Genomic DNA, 19,008 nt, shown 5'->3' on the forward strand with positions numbered 1-19,008 from the left:
GCGTGGGATTCAACACCTTCCACCCCTGCTTGCCCGCCCTTTTTCCACTCATCTACCCCTCCACCCCTCATGGGCCGCTACATTCTCCGCCGTCTCTTGAATCTGTTACCCGTTCTTTTCGGCATTACGCTGCTGGTGTTTCTCTTCCTGCACCTGATTCCAGGGGATCCAGCAGTAGTGATGTTGGGCGATCGCGCTACCCCTACCCAGGTCGAAGCGCTTCGTGAACGCATGGGTCTAAACGAACCGCTGCCGTTGCAATACCTGGCCTTTATGGGCAACCTGCTTCGCTTTGATCTGGGGCGTAGCATCTTTACCGGAGTTCCCATCATCCGGGAGATCTTGAATCGCTGGCCTGCTACGTTTGAGCTGTCTGTAGCGGCGATGGTCATTGCTCTGGCGATCGGCATTCCCGCCGGGGTAATCGCCGCTGTCCGTAAAAACAGCCTGTGGGACAACGCCACTATGAGCGGTTCGCTGATTGGGGTATCAATGCCTGTGTACTGGCTTGGCCTACTGCTGGTATACCTGTTTGCGGTCAACTTGCGATGGCTTCCCCCCAGTGGCCGCATTAGTGTGGATGCGGGATTGGCTTTCAAACCGATTACGGGCTTTTATGTTTTTGATGCCCTGGTGCAGGGCAATTTTGCTGCTCTGGGTGATATTCTGGCGCACCTGACCCTTCCTGCCCTCACCCTCAGCACCATTCCCCTTGCCATTCTTGCTCGCATCACTCGCAGCGCCATGCTAGAAGTCCTCTCTCAGGACTATATCCGTACCGCTCGCGCAAAGGGTTTATTGGAGTACTGGGTGATTTTTAAACATGCTTTGAAAAATGCCATGCTTCCTGTCGTCACTATTATTGGTTTAGAGTTTGGCACACTTTTAGGTGGAGCCATTCTTACAGAAACCATTTTTGCATGGCCAGGAATTGGTAAATGGATCTACGAGGGCATTCTTACTCGCGACTATCCAGTTGTTCAGGGAGGTGTCATTTTTGTTGCCACTGCCTTTGTATTGATCAATCTTTTAGTTGATATTTCTTATGCCCTATTAGATCCACGAATTCAGTACAAATAGGTTTGAGTGAGATTCGACAATCAACGACAGTTGATCATCCCCGTGTGTAGAGGCGCGTTATAAAACATATGACTCTTGAAAATGTATTACTCGGATCAGCGCGGGTTTGATTGAACATCTTTGGTTTTGACGTCAACATGGCGTTAAAACCCGCCCCCACAGAAGAATTTAGTTCAAACTCTTACATTGAAATATTCTTTCCTCCTATGACCACCGCTACCCCAGCTACTCGCTTTGCCCGTTTCCGCAAACAACGTGCTGTTCAGCGCTTTCTGCAATCTACGTCTGGCATGATTGGCCTGGTGCTAACTGCACTGATTATACTGATGGCTGTGCTGGCGCCCATCCTTCGACCTTATGATCCTGCTGGCGATCGCAACTACGCTGCTCGCCTTAGACCCCCTAGCCCTGAGTTCTGGTTTGGCACGGACGGTTTAGGCCGCGACATTCTCAGTCAGGTTTGGTATGGATTGCAGACGTCGCTGCTAATTGGGTTGGTAGCCGTGGCGATCGGTATGCTCATCGGTGTGGCCTTAGGGCTACTGGCGGGATACTTTCGGGGGCGGTTGGAAACGGTGGTGGGTTGGATGACCGACGTGATGCTGGCGTTTCCCTCGATTTTGTTGGCGATCGCTATCGTCACCGTCACGGGTCCCAGTGTTGTCAGCGTCATGTTTGCCGTCGGTCTGGTGCAGTTGCCCAAGTTTATCCGCCTCACCCGCAGCATGGTACTTTCCCTGCGCGAGCAGGAATTTGTGCAAACTGTCCGCGCCTTTGGAGCCACGCCGCCACGGATTATTCTGCGGCACATTTTGCCTGCGAGTCTTGCGCCGATTGTGGTGCAGGCGACCCTGGCGATCGGTACCGCTACCCTGGAAGCGGCAGGTCTGGGCTTCCTGGGACTGGGCGCACAGCCCCCTACCCCAGAACTGGGCACGATGCTCTCTGATGCCTTCAAAGGAGGCTATTCTTTGTCATCACCCTGGACCATTATTTTTCCTGGTCTTTTTATTACGTTGACAGTGCTTGCCTTTAATCTTCTGGGTGATGGTCTCCGAGATGCCCTCGATCCTCGCAGTGGACGGTAATAAAAAAAGAGCGACCATTGGTCGCTCTTTTTTATCAACTTGCCATAATCAGCGGATCGGGGACGGGGAACGATCGCTGTTCCAGGGGGGTAAACTTCCGATGGGCTGCGTCGAAGGCATATACAGAACCTGTTTCAATCTCATACATCCAGGCGTGTAAGTTTAACTTGCCAGAGTGGAGGTTGGAGCGTACCACCGGATAAGTTTCCAGGTTCTCAATTTGAGTCAAGATGTTTTGCTCGATCGCAATCTTGAGCAACCGCTCCGGGGTTTCGTGGGAGTAGTTATCCATCACAAGGCGACGGGTGGCTTCACCGTGGGTACGCAACCAGCTATACACCATCGGCATTGTCTCGGCGAGGTTGCCTACCTGTAATAGCCCTCGCATGGCTCCGCAGTGGGAGTGACCACAAATAATGATGTCCTTCACGCCCAGAGCTTGCACGGCGTATTCGATCGCCGCAGACTCAGTAATGCTAGCCGCTCCGTAGGACGGAACAATGTTGCCTACGTTCCGCATGACGAACAGCCGCCCAGGAGGGGATTGTGTAATCAGGAAGGGATCAATCCGCGAGTCCGAGCACGTGATGAACAGCACGTCAGGCGACTGCCCCTGAGAAAGCTCCTCAAAGAGTGCCTGATGGTTCCGGAAGTAGTTGTCGTGGAACTGGTTTACGCCCTGGAGGATGCGAGTCAACGGCATAAGAATGGCCTGTATTCGGCAAGGGAAGGGACTTGAATGGGTAGTTAAAGGTGCGGAGTGGCAAATTGTCAATCCGGTTTTCTTAATAATACCCATTAGTTTACATTTATATACAATGGTGCGATCGCGATTTCCAGGAAGAAAACACGTATTTGCTGAAACTTTATGTGTCTTGTAGAGTTTTGGCCCGGTTAGCTAGGGCATCAGGAGTGAATGGGCGCACTGCTTCCACTCGCTCCTGATGCCCTAACTAGTACGCTGAGGCGGAAATCCATCACCTATGTTTTTGTGTGGGGTACTTCGCACCCCACACAAAAACATAGGTTGCGAACATAGGCCGCAGCCTACTAGTAAGATTCCCAAAAATTTAGGATTTGGAGTGATGGCGATCGCTCAGCTCAAACACGCCATAGCCCCACGGTGGCAGATCGAAATAAAGCCCTGCCGGATGAATTGTGCTGTCAGGGCGATCGTACGAATTGGAGTGCATCAAATCTTCAAGGTGAATGGTGCTGTCCAGGTCATTAAAAGGGAGGCTGACATAGAACTGGCTCTGGTGCGGAGCGTAGTTCACCACCACTAAGCCATGGTGTTTGTCGTCAGTCCAGCCAAAGGCAATGGCGTTATCCGCTGTCCAGTTGCCGTCCCAGGCGGGTTGAGCCTCTAACAATTGCCAGGTTCCTTCCCGGAAGAGGGGCTGCTTTAATGTTTGAAGTAACCGCTTATAGAACTCCTCCAGGCGCGGATCAACAGGTTCTTGAGGGCCACGATTTAGATGAATCGAGATTCTATGCCGATAGCCCTCCCGCTGCCCCTGATGAAAGAAGCGTAAGCCAGGGCAAAAGAAGGAGATGATGGCTGCCGCTTCATGGACGTCTGGTGGAAAGGCTGTTGCTGCGCGCTGTTCGTCATGGTTTTCCAGAAAACGGGCTGATTTGTTTTGATAGTCCAAGTCGGCCCAGAAGTGCTCGCGAACGGGGCGGGCATGTTGCTCACGCAGGCGATCGTACAAACCTTTGTCGTAGGTGAAATCAAAACCTTTCTGTTGCAGCACCCACTCCATATCCCAATAGACCTCCGCCATGAATACAAAATCAGGATGGAGGGCGCGCACTTTTTCAAATGCCCGTTCCCAAAACGGCTCCATTGGGATGCCCCAGATGCGCTGAAAGATTTCCGGCAGGATGAGCATGGCCATATCACAGCGCACACCATCGCAAAGTTGAGCGATCGCCATCAACTCATCTAACTGAGCCATATGCAAATTGGAATTGCCATAATTCAGCTGCAACGTATCACACCAACCGGGAAAGTAAGGATCGCGCCCATAGGCAAAGACCTGTTCACCGGATGCGAGCTTGATACGACAATAGTTTTCGGGTTCTTGTGCTAACTGTTCTTCTGTTCCTTGAATGTAGAATTCAGGATTGGTTTGCACCCAGGGATGATCGGGGGCGGTGTGATTGGGCACGAAATCGAGCATCAGCTTGAGGCCGCGCTGGTGAAGGCGATCGCGCAACCGTTCAGCCATTACATGACCACCGATCGCAGTATGTACGGTGTAGCCGGTTACAGCAAAGCAAGAGCCGCAAACGTCTTCATCGTTCAGATCCGACAAAAGCTGGCGGTGTTCCTCCATCCAGACCGGGTTTGAGCGAGATACCTGTGGGGCAGCGGTGCCGGTTTGCCAAATCCCTAAGACGTAAATCCAGTCGAATCCTGCGATCGCCCACTCATCGAGCAGTGTATCCGGAATATCGTCTAGCGTTGCAGGACGGTTGAGCTGCTTGGCGAGAATTTGTAACAGGACACGGGTGTTGACCTGATACAGCAGGGGATGACGGGATGAAGCCATAGAAAACACTGGGTTACATGGGGACTGGGTTCGCAGGAATCCCTCCAGCCATCTGACTGCGCACCAAGGAGCTGTAGCAGGGCACAGGTCGGAGGAGAGATTCTCGGATGATTATCCAATACCACCTGTGAATAGAAATCTAGAGAAGGGATGTACTTAACCTCAATTCGGGATAAGCCCAAGAGCCCATTTTGTCGTGCGCATAGCGCACGACAAAATGGGCTTTTTCGAGGGGCGCGCCTTGCGCGCCCCTCGAAAAAGCCCTTAACCCAAACTGAGGTTACTTATGGTCAGGTTTCTTATTGCTCAAGCAGCTTTTGAAAGGCCTGGAGGATGGTGTGATGGCGATCGCCCGCCACCCACGTCACGTCATCATGTCCTGCCCCTTCCACCCAGAGAGACAGCTTGGGTTCGGCGGCCGCTTCATACAAGGCCCGCCCGTGAGCAACGGGAATCGTTTCGTCTGCCTCGCCATGTATGACCAGTACTGGGCAATCCACCCGCTGAAGCTTCTGGCGATTTGAAAACTTGTCAAAGGGCAGTAGCGGAATTGGAAGCACAACCTGAAATGCCGAGGTGAATGTGCTCTCTAAAATCAACCCGGCAACGGAATGGCGGGTTGCTAATTCTGTTGCAGAACCACCTCCGACCGATCGCCCATACACAATAATGCGATCCGGTGGAACTTGAAGCTGTTGAGTTAAATAGTTATAGGCCGCTTCTGCGTCTTGATAAGCATTTCTTTCACCGGGTTTTCCAGTGCTTGTGCCGTATCCCCGGTAGTCGTATGCAAAAACGTTAAATCCCCATTCCTGTAACCGATCCAGAATAGGTTGAACATCTCCCAGATCCTCAGCATTGCCATGGATGTAGAGCAGGGTATAGGTTGCTTTGGGGTTAGGGAGATAAGTAGCTGAAATTCTTTCGTCTGGTGTGACCGGTAATTTAAGAATCTTATTGGAATCTTGATAGCTGGAGGGCTGTGGTAAGAAAATCATGCTATCAGCCCGGAAGAAGACATAGACGGCGAAGAAAGCATAGATAAAGAGGAGCGATCGCACGAATCGTCGCCAGCTTAACTCCCCAATTAATAGCTTCTTCAAGTGTGATTTTGACATATAGTATCCGAGCTTATTCGCATCCAAAAAGTAAAGGGCAAACGGATATTTGAGATGGTTTTTCTAGAAGAATTGATTGCTTTGAACAATACTTCTAGAAAAACGATTCAGGGTAGAAAAACGATTCAGGGCGCAGCAGGCGGAATTCCTAACGCTAATATTCCCCCAGAACGATGAACGCCATCGGAAATTCAGAAAAGTCTGTAAGGCTACCTTGGCTTCGGAGATGCACCCTTCTTCGTATGCACTTGTCTGCCTATTTGAAGAGTGGAATAACAGCCTCTTTTGGCTAAGGTGCTGGTAGGGAGAGAAGATTGCCAGGAGGATGTCAATGGATAGCGCCAAAGAAATGACGCCAAATGCTGGGTTGGATGCTGCTCGGCGGGACTTTGAGGCGGAGTTGGATAACGAGGATATTGATGCTCTCGTAGACCCAGACTTTACAACGCTTCCGTCAATTGAAGAGGAAGTCGGTTTAGAGCAAGTGGATCTGAACGAAGCGGTCATTGATACCCTTCCTGCCGATGATACGGACGACAATCTGGATGCCGATGACGACGGCATTGTCGATGCGGCGGATGACGACGAGGTAATCAGCGACCTCCCTCAGGAGATGACTGAATCCTACGGCACCGGCTTGCAGGGACAGCCGACCGATCGCACAGGTCGCTATTCCCGCCGGGGTAGCTATCTTCAGGCTGAACCCGACTACGTCATTACAGGTGGTGATGTCGATGCCAGCTTTGAAGATGCTGCTGTGATGGGCGAAGAAGGCGTCGGCGGAACTGTTGCCACCCCTGATCAGGACATTGTCGAAGATCTGGCTGCTGCTGTTGGTATTCAAACGGACGATCGCAGCTTCCTGCGGACCAATGACATGTTAGAGGAACGAGACGATCGCCGCTGGGAACTCGACCCCAAGTCCTCTGAAGACTACACCGATCGACGGGAGCGGGAGTAAGCGGTTATTGAGAAGCTGATTTTGCGCGGTTATGACCGATGCAAGATTGCTTTTTAGAGCTGTTTGAAAAGTTGATTTTCGTGCGCGTTGAGCACGAAAATCAACTTTTCACGGAACTTTTCAAGCGGCTTCTTAGAACGGAAATCAGGACGATAAATGGGGTGAGTTTTTCAGCTACCTTGATGGGGCGGTGGCCATCCCACAAGAATTGCAGCTTGCTTTGATGCGTGTTTCGCCAAGATCCGTTGTGCTGACTCTTTAGATGGTGGCTGGAGTCGCACGATTCACGTAAGACATTGATGGACGCAGGAGCCAAAAACGTATGAAATCCCCAAGGGATGAGATGTCAGACCCGGACGGGCGAGAAAGGATAGATTACCCCTCTACCCCTTACACCAGAAGAGGGGTATCTGAATTAGAGCGATCGCGTGACCTGGACTTTGATCCATTTGAGGAGCCCGAAAGCGATCGCATTCGCAGACAGGCGCGATGGAAATATACCCTGATTGGGCTCGGAATTGGGGTGGCTCTAATGACCGGCTGGGGTGCGATCGCATCACGAAGATCAGAGCCCATTGCCACCAGACCCACGGTCGCTGCTCCCGGCCAGAGTGTAACGGCTACGGCGGTCGCGATAACCCCAGTGACTCGCACGTTAAACGTAACGGGTACTGTGGCGGCAACAGATTTATTACCCGTGTTGCCCGAAGTAACGGGCTTGCAAGTACAACGGGTGTTAGTGAGCGAAGGTCAAACGGTGCAGTCTGGTCAGGTGTTGGCTGAGCTGAACAATTCAGTTTTGCAGGCTCAGTTGCGCCAGGCTAACGCCGAGGTCGCTTCTGCCCAGGCAACGGTTCAGCAACAGCAGGCTGCCCTGGCTCAGCAACAGGCCACCCTGGCAGAGGCCGAAAGTAACCAGCGACGCTATCAACAACTGTTTAATCAGGGGGCCATCAGCCAGCAGGAGCTAGAGTCCCGTACTACGGCTGCAACGACCGCGCGAGAAACGGTCGGTGCGGCTCAAGCCGCAGTCAATAGCGCTCAGGCAGAGGTGCAGAGCAGGCAGGCCCAGGTTCAACAGCTGCAAACGCAACTCTCCCAAACCGTTGTGCGTGCTCCTGCGGCTGGAGTGATTGCCGAGAGCCTTGCCAAGGTAGGGAATGTCACCTCTGCCAGCAACCAACTGTTCACGATTATTCAGAATGGCAATTTACAGTTGGAAGCTAAAGTGCCTGAAACGGAGTTGCCTCAGGTGCGAGTGGGAGAGTCTGTGCGAGTTACATCAGATAGCGATCGCCGGGTTAACCTCCAGGGCGAGGTTCGCGAAATCGACCCGCTCGTAGATCCCCAAACCCGCCAGGCCACCGTACGGATCAGCCTGCCTGAGAGCCCACTCCTGCGACCGGGGCTGTTCTTACGCGCTGCTGTAACGGTACAAACGGCGCAAGCTATGACAATTCCTGCCGATGCCGTTCTGCCGCAAAACGATGGGAATTCAATCGTCTACGTGCTTCAGGACGATAACACCGTTCGGGCTACTCAGGTTGATGTGGGTGTACGGACAGTCAGCGAGGATCCCAACCAGACCCGAGTAGAGATTCGCAAAGGGCTAGAAATCGGCGATCGCGTTGTCGTTGAAGGGGCCGGATATGTGCGTGATGGCGATCGCGTCCAGATTGTACCAGGAGCGATCTAACGCCTTGAAAGGATACGGCGTTCATCCTGCGATCGCCATTCATACCCGCAAGAGCAGACTGAACCGCTCGCTCTGGCTTGCACCGTTAACCTGACAACGAAACCTGCCCTCGCCATCATCGTTACCGATTTCAAGGGCGGGTTGGTCAAGACGCTTGGGTTACGTTGTGACGCTCAAAGTCCCCCAGGAGCGATCGCCCTCATTTCTCACTACTTATCCTCCCCCTCCCTTTCCCATGTCCTTTAACATCTCCGCCTGGTCCATTCGTAGTCCCGTTCCAACCATCGTCCTGTTTCTGGTTTTAACCGTTGCCGGTTTAGTTGCCTATCCATTTCTCGGCATTGACCAAAACCCCAACGTTGACGTTCCCGCAGTAACCGTTAGCGTCGCACAGCCCGGTGCGGACCCATCGGAGTTGGAATCGCAAGTCACGAAGCCTGTAGAAGATGCTGTCGCCAGCCTGGGCAACATTGACGAAATTGTTTCCACCGTGAATGATGGGCTTTCGACCACGACGGTAAATTTTGTGTTGGGGACGGATAGCGATCGCGCTACCAATGACGTACGCAACGCTATCTCCCAGATTCGCCAGGATTTGCCCGAAGACATCAACGAGCCTGTGGTAGAACGGGTTGATTTTGCCACAGGCGGCCCTGTTGTCACCTACGCGGTAGTCTCACCCCAGCGCTCGGTGACCGAGCTGAGTACGCTTGTGGACGAGGAGATTAGCCGAGCATTGCTGGCAGTATCGGGGGTAGCCCAGGTCAATCGCATTGGCGGAGTTGATCAGGAAATTCGCATTGACTTAAACCCGGCTCGCCTGGAAGCCCTCAGTATCACCGCAACCCAGGTGAATGAGCAAGTTCGGGCGTTTAACACCAACCTGCCGGGTGGGCGCACTACGATTGGTGACAGTGAGCAGACCATTCGCACCCTGGGCAGTGCTCCGACTGTAGAAGCGTTAAGTCAGTATCAAGTTTCCCTGCCGCAAGGGGGTTTTGTCTCGTTATCTAGCCTGGGCACCGTGACCAGTGGGACGGCGGAAGTGCGGCAAACGGCGAGGCTTAACAATCAACCTGTGGTTGCTTTCTCGGTGCTGCGGAGTAATGGCAGCATCCTGGTTGCGGTTGAAGAAGGGGTTAGGGAGGCGATCGCCACCCTTCAACAAACCCTGCCATCGGATATCAAATTAGAACTGATTAACAACGTTCAGGCGCAATACATCCGAGAATCCTACGCTGCGTCTGTGGAAGCGGTGGTATTAGGGGCCGTATTGGCGGTTGTTACTATTTGGGTCTTCCTGCGGGATTGGCGGGCGACGTTGATTACAGCGGTGGCTTTGCCTCTGTCCCTCATTCCCACATTCGCCATCCTCAAAGCGTTTGGTTACACCCTCAATAACATGACCCTGCTGGCGCTGGCGCTGGTGGTTGGTATTTTGGTGGATGATGCGATCGTCGAGATCGAAAACATTGAGCGACACATGCAAATGGGGAAATCTCCCTTTCGTGCTGCGCTGGATGCTTCAGATGAGATCGGCCTGGCCGTTGTTGCCACTACAATGTCGATCGTCGCGGTGTTCGGCCCTGTTGCCTTTATGACGGGTGTGGTCGGGCAATACTTCCGTCCCTTTGGTGTGACCGTTGCAGCATCAGTGCTCTTCTCGCTGCTGGTAGCCCGAATGGTCACTCCGTTAATGGCCGCTTACCTCCTGAAAGACCATAGACACAAGAGCCCTACTAGAAAGCAGAGACAACGAGAAGCCAGCCTGCAAAGGGGCGATCGCCCCCCTTCCCCTCCCAATCCACTTACGCCTAACGAAGTTCCCCATGGTGGAACATCGACCCGGCCTGAACGGCAACGGCGCGATCGCCTGGTGGAGTTCTACCATCCGCTACTGCGCTGGTCATTGCGGCATCGGGTTACGGCATTGGCGATCGCCCTCGGCTTCTTCATTGCGAGTTTACTGCTGCTGCCATCCATCCCGGTTGGGCTATTTGGTCGAGAGGATCTGGGATTGGCGACTATCTCGATGGAGCTACCGCCAGGTTCAACATTGGAAGACACCGATCGCGCTACTCAACAACTCACCCGCTTACTTCTAGAAAACCCCAATGTCAGCCAGGTGCAGACGGATGAGCAGGTCAACTCAGCGACTCTCTATGTGAAGCTAAAACCCAAGGGGGAACGGGAATCTCAACCCGAGTTTGAGAATGAATTTCGGCCACAGTTTAGCCAAATTCCGGGTGTGCGGTTGAGCTTTTCTCGAGGCGGGCCGGGTGGCTCGCGAGAACTGTCTGTCGTTCTTAAGAGCGAAGACCCCAATGCTCTGACCCAAACGGCTAACGCTCTGGAAAAGGAAATGCGCCAGGTTCCGGGTTTAGTGGAAGTTGTGTCAACGGCCAGTCTGGTAAAACCGGAATTGCTCATTCGTCCTGATCCCGTACGGGCTGCCGACCAAGGGGTAACGGTGCAAGAGATTGCTGGTACGGCGTATCTGGCAACCCTGGGAGGAACCGAGGCAAGTCTCGCGAAGTTCAACTTGCCCGATCGCCAAATTCCTATTCGCGTTCAAATTGATCCACGTTATCGCAACGACCTTGGCACTATTGAGAATTTGCAGGTACGTAAGCAGGATGACACGCTCATTCCGCTTCAAACTGTTGCAGATATTAGCTTTGGTAGTGATCCCTCACAAATCGATCGCTACAACCGATCGCGCCAAATTACCGTAGAAGCAAACCTTCAAGGCATCGCGTTAGGGAATGCTCTACAACAGGTCAACGCCCTTCCAGCCCTACAAAACAAACCGGCCTCCGTGCAACAGGAACGGGCAGGGAATGCCAAAATCATGCGCGAGCTATTTGGCAATGTCGGAGCAGCATTGGCGGCGGCGGTTGTCTTTATCTTTGCTGTGCTGGTGCTACTTTTCAATGACTTTTTGCATCCACTCACTATCATGGTGGCCCTGCCCTTTTCGCTAGGGGGCGCATTTGTCGGATTGCTTCTAACTGGGAAGGAAATCGGGTTATACGCCCTCATTGGGATTGTGCTGCTGATGGGACTTGTGACCAAAAACTCGATTCTGCTGGTGGACTATGCAATTCTCAACCAGAAGGAAGGTAAACCCCTGTTCCAAGCTGTACTGGACGCAGGTGTTGCCCGCCTACGGCCGATCTTGATGACCACGATCGCCATGATTGCGGGGATGCTACCCATTGCCATGGGCCTTGGGGCTGGCTCTGAAGTTCGGAGCCCAATGGCGATCGCGGTAATTGGCGGTCTCACTACCTCAACCCTGCTGACCCTGGTGATTGTTCCGGTGATCTTCACTTACATTGAGCGACTGAAGGATCGTATTTTTGAGCGGTTTCTCCACGATGCAGTGCGGCGTCGGGCGCAGGATCAGGATGGTGATGGGGGAGAGGTGGGCGATCGCCCTCGCACTGAGGAGCCGCTCTCAACCCGAAAGTGACAGCGTTAGAACGGACGCACTTGTGTGGTGTACTTTGCACACCACACAAGTTTTTTAGGGTGTCGTGTTGCTCCGTTGCATGATTCTGGGTGGAATTAACTGTACATCCGCAGAGCCGTCTGTGTATTGAACGGTTGTGAGGCGCTTTATCTCGCTCTTGTTATGGGTGAGCATCATAGCAACAACTGTGATCACAATCAGGCTTGTATCGCCCAGTAAACGAATGAAGCGTAATAGTGAAGTATGCATCATTCTAGAACTCCTTCCGAAAATTGGGCTACAGGGTTCACACCATAGTTGAAATGTGTTGCCGAATTCTTGTATCAATCGTTTTTGAGGGTGTGAATTGTTGTGTAACAACATCACGCAACAATTCATACAAGTGATCGAATGTCATAGTTCTGCTTTAGCAAAGCGTATTGCTCCAGGTCTTCCAGTTTTCCCCGATGGCAAACGTGCTGCTTCAGGCATCCTTCATAGGTCATACCGCTCTTCTGCAAAACCCGAGCAGAGGCAGAATTGCGGGCCAAACAAGTTGCATAAATGCGGTTCAGCATCAAACTTTCAAACCCAAACTGGATGAGTCTCTGAGTGGCCTCCGTGGCGTAGCCTTGACCCCAGTAAGGTTGACCAACCCAGTAACCCAGCTCAGCGCAGGCATCTGCGGGACTGAGGGTGAGGCCCACGGCTCCAATGAGCGTGTGGTTTTGTAGAGCGATCGCATAAACCACAGCCACACCCGCCTCATAATCTGGAGCATGGGTTGCGATCCACTGCTCGGCCATGCCGTCTTCGTAAGGATAGGGGATACTGCGGGCGGTGTGGGCGATCGCCCCATCCTCCATAAATCGTTGCACGAGGGGCGCATCAGCCAGGGTAAAAGGCCGGAGCAGCAAGCGATCGGTTTTTAGGTTGGGTTGCGGTGTAACCATGAGGTTGCCTCGCATCATGAGAAATAGCATCTGGTCGTACCCCCTCGTGAAGGTTTCTACTGCTGAGTGTAGGGGTTGATTTTGAGATTCCACATCACCGAGTCGTCTAGTCTCATGGGTCACCCAATCGGGTGAATCAAGCGATAACCGGATTGGGGCGATCGCATGAAGTTCAAAACCTCTAAACCAGAGAATCTAGGAGCATCACAAATGTTTGAGTGGAGATACCACAATGCATCCATCAACGTTGGCAAAACCCACGGTTTGTATTTCCGCAGAAGCAATGGCTGAGCTACATCTCACAGCTTTTGTGCATGGTGCTCTGCAAATGACCGCATCCGGTGGATACTCCGGTGAAGCGGCTATGGCTCTGCTAGATCAAGCCTGGAGTGCTCAAAAACTGCTGTGGAAATTGCGCGAACAATCTTACTAATCAGGAACCCTTCGTGCAACGTCCTGTTTCGATCAAGCACCAGAATTCACCCGACGGTAGGGGGAATTACAAGTTTCCTCTACCGTAATCTTTTGGGGTGGTTCCGGTCGCTAACCCTTCGGAAAGAACAATACAGAATACGGCTATCAATTCCATTGCTACATGATTCAAGTCCTCTAGAAGGCGATTGCATGAGAAGCCTCCCCTTTCCCAATACATTCAGAACCACGTGGCTGCACTGGCAGGAATCCTTTCAGCATCGCCAGCAAATGTCAGGCCGGGTGGCATCGGAATTTTTGGTGTGGCGGCGTAGCTTTATCGGCGATCGCGTGCGGTTACTAGCCTGGATGGTGCTGTTCGCCGTTAGTATCAGCTTTACGTTGAATATGACGTTCACAATTCCCATGCTGAATGCAGCGGGAGACCCCAGGATGCTGATTGTTGGGGAGCGGCTGAGGCGTATTGTTGAGCTTGCTCTCACCGAAATTGTCTGTGGGGTTATTGGGGTCGCGTTGACCTATCACCCACTAACTCGCAAGCAGCCCGAGAAAGTCGTGTTGCTCATTACAGCATTATCGCTGTTTCCCTCCCAGGTGCTTTCAATTGTGCGAGGTGAGGCGCAGTTTGATGCTGACATTTGGCTGCTTTATTATGCGGCTCAGGCGATCGTTATCCCCGTCAAGTGGGAATTACATTGCCTGTCGCAGGCCATAGTTATTGGATACTCGGTCATTCCGTTTCTAATGGGATGGCGTGATCCGGATGTTTTGTTCTCTGCAACCTATGTTCTGGGTGGTCTTTATATTGGATTGATGTGTGTGGTTGCTAATGTAGGAGTTTTCTTGCATGAACAATCGATCCGGCGGGAACATGACTTGCGCCAGCAATTGCGAGTATTTCTCCATGCCGTTTCCCATGATCTGCGTAATCCCGTGATTGGGATGGGAATGACCCTCAAAAGCTTCCTCAATCCATCTGGACGGCCAGCCCAAATTCCACAGGATTTGTTGGAGCAGATGATTAAGAGTGGCGATCGCCAACTCGAACTCATCAACTCCCTGCTCGAAGCCCACGTAACGGAGCTACATGGGGTTACGTTGCATCCTCAACCAATCCAGCTAGAGGCTCTTGTTGATTCCATCCTCTGTGACTTTCAACCCTTTTTTAAGCAAGAAAAAACCAGTATCACATCGAATCTTTCCGTGAACCTTCCCACGGTTCATGCTGATGCACTTCACCTTCGACGGGTGTATGAAAATCTCATCACCAATGCATTGAAATACAATCGTCCGGGCTTACGCATAACCCTGGATGCGGAAGTGATTGCTGGCAATCTACACAAAAAAGTATCGGCATCCTCTCGATGGCTTCGGTGCACGGTGAGTGATGACGGGGCTGGGATGACCCCACAACAGTGTGCCCACCTATTTGAACTCTACACCCGTGGCCCTAACAAGCGGCAATCGCTCAGCTTGGGCTTAGGGCTTTACACCTGCCGTCAGATTATCACTGCCCATCGTGGCGAAATCGGTGTACAAAGTATTCCAGAAGTGGGCTCAACATTCTGGTTTACCCTCCCCCTGGATGTGTAATTAACCTCAGTTCGGGTTAAGGGCTTTTTCGAGTGCCGCGCGAAGCGCGGCACTCGAAAAAGCCCATTATTGCGTGTGCGTCGCGTACGCAATAATGGGCGGTTCGGCTTATCCCGAACTGACGTTAATTAACTTACAGCGCTTTTCAAGCGTTTAAAATCTGGTTGTTTTTGTGAGAGCCGTGAGAAGCGCGGCTCTCACAAAAACAACTGTGGCTAATTCAAGTGCAAAGCGCTGTATTTAGTATTTAGCCCACCAAACCCGATCGCAACGCTGTAACGGCAGCTTGCACTCGATCATTCACCAACAACTTATTCAGAATACCCCGTACATAGGTTTTAACTGTGTGCTCACTCAAGTACAACGCCTTGGCAATGTCAGGGTTGCTGTAGCCCTCGACAATCAATTGCAGTACTTCCAACTCCCGTTCCGATAAAGTTCCAGCCGCTGTAGATGGAGCCTTTTTAGTCGCAGGGGTTGGCGTTTTAAGTTGGGTAATGACCGATTGGGCAACTTGTGCATCTAAATAGGTTGCCCCTTCGTAAACCACCTCGATCGCCTTCACCAACTGTTCTACACTTGTCCCCTTTACACAGTATCCATCGGCCCCGCTCGACAACGCCGCAACTACTTCTGTCTGATCGGTATGGGAGGTGAGCATGATCACCTTCATCTCAGGATGCTTTTGCTTAATCTGCTGAGTCGCCGCGATCCCATCCATATGGGGCATTCCCACATCCATCACAACGACATCTGGCTGTAATTCCGTCGCGGCTTTAACCCCTAAATATCCATCTTCTACGACTCCTGCAATCTCCAGTTGAGATTGCGTCATCAACGAATGCTTGAGCCCAATTCGCATCATCGGATCATCATCTACCAACAGAAGTTTGATTAGGGCATTGGGTGAAGTCTGCATGGCGATCGCAATCAAGGGAGCATAGCAACTATAGCCTTTGTCTCGTTAGCCAGGGTCTGTTTTAAAGGTTGTTTTTCGCGCCCTAAGCGCACGAAAAACAACCTTTCAAGGGAGCTTTAGACCATGCCCTTGATATACCAAAGGGCGATGCACTGCACTGCCCTTTGGCATGTATAAAGTTAAGTTTTGGTGCGTCAAACACACCAAAATTCAACCGCTTTAAGCCGCCAGCCCACTATGCCGCAGCAAGGGCTTCGTATCTGGCTCACGTCCCCGGAATGCTTGGAACACTTCCATGGGATGCTTACTGCCACCTAGAGCAAGAACCGTATCGCGGAATCGACGACCCGTCTGGGCGATCGCCCCTTCATCCTCCAATCCAGCTTCCTCAAAAGCGGCAAACGCATCTGCACTGAGAACCTCAGCCCACTTGTAGCTGTAGTATCCCGCTGCATACCCACCCGCAAAAATGTGGCCGAAGGCACACAGGAAGCGATCTTCCGGTAACGGCGGAATCACCGTCGTCGTCTTAGCAAGACGCAGACGGACATCATTGGCCGTCTCCGAGCCACCTGGCTGATAACGGTGGTGCAGTTCAATATCCGTCAGGCTGAAATGCAACTGACGTAACATCCCACTCCCACTCATAAAGTTACGGGCTGCCAAAAGCTTCTGATAATCTGCATCAGGCAACGGTTCGCCGGTTTCATAGTGGCGAGCCATGTTGAAAAGAGTGGGGCGATCGTAGCACCAGTTTTCCATAAACTGGCTGGGCAACTCCACTGCATCCCATTCCACGTTGTTGATCCCTGCTGCAAGGCCATAATCCACACGGGTCAGCATATGTTGCAGACCATGACCGAACTCATGGAACAGCGTGGTGACTTCCTCAAAGGTCATAAGACTGGGCTTATCATCCACTGGAGGCGTCTGGTTACAGGTAAGGTAGGCCACCGGTAGACGCACCTGACGCACACCGTTTTCGGTGAGAACAGCGCGGTTGATGCAGGTATCCATCCAGGCTCCCCCCCGCTTCTCGGCGGGGCGGCTGTAGGGGTCGAGGAAGAAGTAGGCGATCGCCGTCCCATTCTCATCGGCTACCTGGAAATAGCGCACATCGGGATGCCACACCGGCGCTTCCCCATCCGCCGAAGTAATGGTGATCCCAAACAGCCGCTTGGCCAGGGAGAACAGTCCATCCAACACTTGCTCCAGCGGGAAGTAGGGGCGCAGTTCCTCGGTGTTCAGGTCATACTTGGTCTCCCGCAGCCGCTCAGCCCAGAAGGTAATATCCCACAGTTGCAGGTCGTCTCCTTCGGGCGCACCTTGCTCTTTCGCAAAGGTCTTCAGCGCTTCCAGGTCTTCCTTCGCTGCGTCGTAGCTGGCCGATCGCAGAGAATTAAGTAAACCTTCCACGGCTTCCACATTGGGGGCCATCTTGCTGGCGAGGCTCAATTCCGCATAGCTGTCATAACCCAACAGCCCCGCCATTTCTTTCCGTAGGGTGAGAATGCGCTCAATCAACGGCTGATTGTCGTACTCCCCCGATGCCGCGCGGGTCACATGGGCACGATACATTTTCTCCCGCAGGTCACGGCGACGGCTGTGTTGCATGAAGGGTAAGAAGCTGGGCATATCCAGCGTAAAGCGCCAGGGGCCATGTTCGGGAGTAGCGTCGTCGGCTCCAGCAACACGAGCGCCCTGGGCGGCTTGTGCCAGAAGGCTGGCCGGTAACCCTTCCACTTCTTCGGGTTGGGTCAAGGTGAGGCTGAAGGCTTTAGTGGCATCCAGCACATTATTGGAAAACTTGGTGGAGAGGTCAGCCAGCTCCAACTGCATGGTGTTAAAGCGCTCCTTCTCTTCTCCTTGGAGCGCTACACCCGATAGCTCTGCATCCCGAATGGCGGCCTCGATGATGCGGTGTTGGGCCTCGTCTAACTGGCTCCAGGTATCGCTATCCCGCAGAGCCACATAGCCCTTGTAAATCGCTTCACTTTGGCCCAGCCGGATGTAGAACTTGACTACTTCCGGTTGCACTTCTTCGTGCGCCTGACGGAGTTCGGGGCTATTTCTCACCCCCATTAAGTGATTAACAATGCCCCACGTCCAGCCGAGGCGATCGCCCAACCGTTGCAACGGCTCTACCAGACCACTCCAGGTCGGCTCCAGGGTTTGCTCCAACTCCGTCAGGGAGTCGTGTAGCTCCGCCAGCAATTGCGTCATAGCCGGGACGACGTATTCTGGACGAATCTCGTCAAATGGCGGCAATCCGTGACCAATCAATAGCGGATTTTCAGTAGATGGAATCGTTGCAGTCATACAGGAATCCGAATTACTAAGGTGAACACAGATGCTGGGGGCTCCCAAACATCGGCAGCAGATCGCAAAATCAGGGCCATTCCCCCACGACAAGGGGGTGTTTTGCCGTCCTCTACAGGTTTCCTATCATGGCCTTCTTTCCCATTATGATCGACTGCAATCCAGGTGTGGATGGTGCGATCGCCCTCCTCCTTGCCCTGGCTTCTTCAGAACTCGATGTACTGGGTATTACAACCACTGCCAGAAATGCGGCGATGCCTATCCAGCCCACGGCTCGCCAAAGCTATAACTTAGCTCCACGTCTCGACATGAGTGTGTTTGCTGGACGTCCCTACCCGACGGTGCGCGCCCTTGCCACTGCCGAAGACGTCTATGGTTCTGGAAACTTGGCCGGGAGTTACCCTACCCGAACCCATTCTGCCCCGCAACCCCAACACGGGGTAAATTTTCTGATTGATAACAAGTAAAGTTAAATGCTTATCATTAGCATTTAACCCTCTGGAGCCGTTGGCCTTAGCATTCTCCCAGCAATTCTCATTTTGAAATCAGGCCCGAAAACTGCGCGCCAAAGGCGCGCAGTTTTCGGGCCTCAAAGCCAGGAGTTCACGCCCGTAGGGCGTGAACTCCTGGCTTTGAGGCCCATACTGAGAATTGCTGGCATTCTCCGATCGGATGAGGTACGAGAGATGAATGTGGGGCATTGCCCCACATTCATCTCTCGTACCAGCCCTTTCAAGGTGCTTTTTTATCTTTTTTAGATTTCGATTCACTCAGCAATCGAGCAGTGGAGACATGAGGTTTGTCTTTTTGCCGTTCGGGTTTTGGAACTTTCTTTTT

General features: G+C 52.6%; 15 protein-coding genes. 8 read left to right on the top strand and 7 right to left on the bottom strand.

What is annotated here, in order from left to right:
* The first annotated feature begins 69 nt into the window (after window positions 1–69).
* Together NDI52_RS28365 and NDI52_RS28370 are read left to right on the top strand one after the other, a co-directional pair.
* The gene (locus NDI52_RS28365) at window positions 70–1,080 is read left to right on the top strand and encodes an ABC transporter permease (protein WP_190770875.1); all 1,011 of its coding nucleotides are present in this window, start codon (window positions 70–72) and stop codon (window positions 1,078–1,080) included.
* Window positions 1,081–1,286: 206 nt separating this feature from the next.
* Window positions 1,287–2,168: an ABC transporter permease gene (locus tag NDI52_RS28370; protein ID WP_190769795.1), complete on the top strand. Its 882-nt coding sequence runs from the start codon at window positions 1,287–1,289 to the stop codon at window positions 2,166–2,168.
* A gap of 34 nt (window positions 2,169–2,202) precedes the next feature.
* On the opposite strand, the gene NDI52_RS28375 is transcribed toward NDI52_RS28370, so the two are convergent.
* The 3 genes from NDI52_RS28375 to NDI52_RS28385 all read right to left on the bottom strand — a co-directional run bounded on the left by NDI52_RS28375 (window position 2,203) and on the right by NDI52_RS28385 (window position 5,844).
* Window positions 2,203–2,871 (bottom strand): carbonic anhydrase, encoded by a 669-nt coding sequence (locus NDI52_RS28375; protein ID WP_190769796.1) that lies wholly within the window; start codon window positions 2,869–2,871, stop codon window positions 2,203–2,205.
* A gap of 367 nt (window positions 2,872–3,238) precedes the next feature.
* A complete protein-coding gene (locus NDI52_RS28380; RefSeq protein WP_190775548.1) occupies window positions 3,239–4,726 on the bottom strand; it encodes an alpha-amylase family glycosyl hydrolase in 1,488 nt (495 codons plus the stop codon).
* Window positions 4,727–5,025: 299 nt separating this feature from the next.
* Window positions 5,026–5,844 carry an alpha/beta hydrolase gene (locus NDI52_RS28385; protein ID WP_190775547.1) on the bottom strand — a complete coding sequence of 273 codons (819 nt, stop codon included), beginning with the start codon at window positions 5,842–5,844 and terminating at the stop codon, window positions 5,026–5,028.
* A 331-nt stretch (window positions 5,845–6,175) separates the two neighbouring features.
* On the opposite strand from NDI52_RS28385, the gene NDI52_RS28390 reads away from it, so the two are divergent.
* The 3 genes from NDI52_RS28390 to NDI52_RS28400 all read left to right on the top strand — a co-directional run bounded on the left by NDI52_RS28390 (window position 6,176) and on the right by NDI52_RS28400 (window position 11,976).
* Entirely contained in the window at window positions 6,176–6,805 is a 630-nt protein-coding gene (locus tag NDI52_RS28390) for a DUF6335 family protein (protein WP_242035933.1), read from the top strand.
* Window positions 6,806–7,127: 322 nt separating this feature from the next.
* Complete coding sequence (locus NDI52_RS28395) at window positions 7,128–8,501, top strand: efflux RND transporter periplasmic adaptor subunit (RefSeq protein WP_242035934.1); 1,374 nt, start codon at window positions 7,128–7,130, stop codon at window positions 8,499–8,501.
* A 235-nt stretch (window positions 8,502–8,736) separates the two neighbouring features.
* Window positions 8,737–11,976, top strand: coding sequence for an efflux RND transporter permease subunit (locus NDI52_RS28400; protein ID WP_190775558.1), 3,240 nt, complete (start codon window positions 8,737–8,739; stop codon window positions 11,974–11,976).
* 54 nt (window positions 11,977–12,030) lie between these two features.
* On the opposite strand, the gene NDI52_RS28405 is transcribed toward NDI52_RS28400, so the two are convergent.
* On the bottom strand, window positions 12,031–12,228 hold the full coding sequence (locus tag NDI52_RS28405) for a hypothetical protein (protein ID WP_190775546.1): 198 nt from the start codon (window positions 12,226–12,228) through the stop codon (window positions 12,031–12,033).
* Window positions 12,229–12,350: 122 nt separating this feature from the next.
* Entirely contained in the window at window positions 12,351–13,001 is a 651-nt protein-coding gene (locus NDI52_RS28410; protein WP_199308003.1) for a GNAT family N-acetyltransferase, read from the bottom strand.
* 139 nt (window positions 13,002–13,140) lie between these two features.
* Between NDI52_RS28410 and NDI52_RS28415 the strand changes: the two genes are divergently transcribed.
* Both NDI52_RS28415 and NDI52_RS28420 read left to right on the top strand, forming a co-directional pair.
* Window positions 13,141–13,341: a hypothetical protein gene (locus tag NDI52_RS28415; RefSeq protein ID WP_190775545.1), complete on the top strand. Its 201-nt coding sequence runs from the start codon at window positions 13,141–13,143 to the stop codon at window positions 13,339–13,341.
* A gap of 191 nt (window positions 13,342–13,532) precedes the next feature.
* On the top strand, window positions 13,533–14,933 hold the full coding sequence (locus tag NDI52_RS28420) for a HAMP domain-containing sensor histidine kinase (RefSeq protein WP_190775544.1): 1,401 nt from the start codon (window positions 13,533–13,535) through the stop codon (window positions 14,931–14,933).
* 247 nt (window positions 14,934–15,180) lie between these two features.
* Here NDI52_RS28420 and NDI52_RS28425 read toward each other — a convergent pair whose 3' ends face one another.
* Together NDI52_RS28425 and NDI52_RS28430 are read right to left on the bottom strand one after the other, a co-directional pair.
* A complete protein-coding gene (locus tag NDI52_RS28425) occupies window positions 15,181–15,852 on the bottom strand; it encodes a response regulator transcription factor (RefSeq protein WP_190775543.1) in 672 nt (223 codons plus the stop codon).
* 219 nt (window positions 15,853–16,071) lie between these two features.
* Window positions 16,072–18,171: a M3 family metallopeptidase gene (locus NDI52_RS28430; protein WP_190775542.1), complete on the bottom strand. Its 2,100-nt coding sequence runs from the start codon at window positions 18,169–18,171 to the stop codon at window positions 16,072–16,074.
* 128 nt (window positions 18,172–18,299) lie between these two features.
* On the opposite strand from NDI52_RS28430, the gene NDI52_RS28435 reads away from it, so the two are divergent.
* Window positions 18,300–18,638, top strand: coding sequence for a nucleoside hydrolase (locus NDI52_RS28435; protein ID WP_190775541.1), 339 nt, complete (start codon window positions 18,300–18,302; stop codon window positions 18,636–18,638).
* The last annotated feature ends 370 nt before the right edge of the window (window positions 18,639–19,008 follow it).

The sequence above is a fragment of the Leptolyngbya sp. PL-A3 genome (assembly GCF_039962325.1).
In the GTDB taxonomy this organism is placed as follows: Bacteria; Cyanobacteriota; Cyanobacteriia; order Elainellales; family Elainellaceae; genus Vacuolonema.

Excerpts from the sequence above, each read along its gene's own strand:
- NDI52_RS28430 (WP_190775542.1), bottom strand. The coding sequence starts at position 18,171 with ATGACTGCAACGATTCCATCTACTGAAAATCCGCTATTGATTGGTCAC.
- NDI52_RS28390 (WP_242035933.1), top strand. The coding sequence starts at position 6,176 with ATGGATAGCGCCAAAGAAATGACGCCAAATGCTGGGTTGGATGCTGCT.
- NDI52_RS28435 (WP_190775541.1), top strand. The coding sequence starts at position 18,300 with ATGGCCTTCTTTCCCATTATGATCGACTGCAATCCAGGTGTGGATGGT.
- NDI52_RS28365 (WP_190770875.1), top strand. The coding sequence starts at position 70 with ATGGGCCGCTACATTCTCCGCCGTCTCTTGAATCTGTTACCCGTTCTT.
- NDI52_RS28425 (WP_190775543.1), bottom strand. The coding sequence starts at position 15,852 with ATGCAGACTTCACCCAATGCCCTAATCAAACTTCTGTTGGTAGATGAT.
- NDI52_RS28395 (WP_242035934.1), top strand. The coding sequence starts at position 7,128 with ATGAAATCCCCAAGGGATGAGATGTCAGACCCGGACGGGCGAGAAAGG.
- NDI52_RS28405 (WP_190775546.1), bottom strand. The coding sequence starts at position 12,228 with ATGATGCATACTTCACTATTACGCTTCATTCGTTTACTGGGCGATACA.
- NDI52_RS28380 (WP_190775548.1), bottom strand. The coding sequence starts at position 4,726 with ATGGCTTCATCCCGTCATCCCCTGCTGTATCAGGTCAACACCCGTGTC.
- NDI52_RS28420 (WP_190775544.1), top strand. The coding sequence starts at position 13,533 with ATGAGAAGCCTCCCCTTTCCCAATACATTCAGAACCACGTGGCTGCAC.
- NDI52_RS28375 (WP_190769796.1), bottom strand. The coding sequence starts at position 2,871 with ATGCCGTTGACTCGCATCCTCCAGGGCGTAAACCAGTTCCACGACAAC.
- NDI52_RS28385 (WP_190775547.1), bottom strand. The coding sequence starts at position 5,844 with ATGTCAAAATCACACTTGAAGAAGCTATTAATTGGGGAGTTAAGCTGG.
- NDI52_RS28370 (WP_190769795.1), top strand. The coding sequence starts at position 1,287 with ATGACCACCGCTACCCCAGCTACTCGCTTTGCCCGTTTCCGCAAACAA.
- NDI52_RS28415 (WP_190775545.1), top strand. The coding sequence starts at position 13,141 with ATGCATCCATCAACGTTGGCAAAACCCACGGTTTGTATTTCCGCAGAA.
- NDI52_RS28400 (WP_190775558.1), top strand. The coding sequence starts at position 8,737 with ATGTCCTTTAACATCTCCGCCTGGTCCATTCGTAGTCCCGTTCCAACC.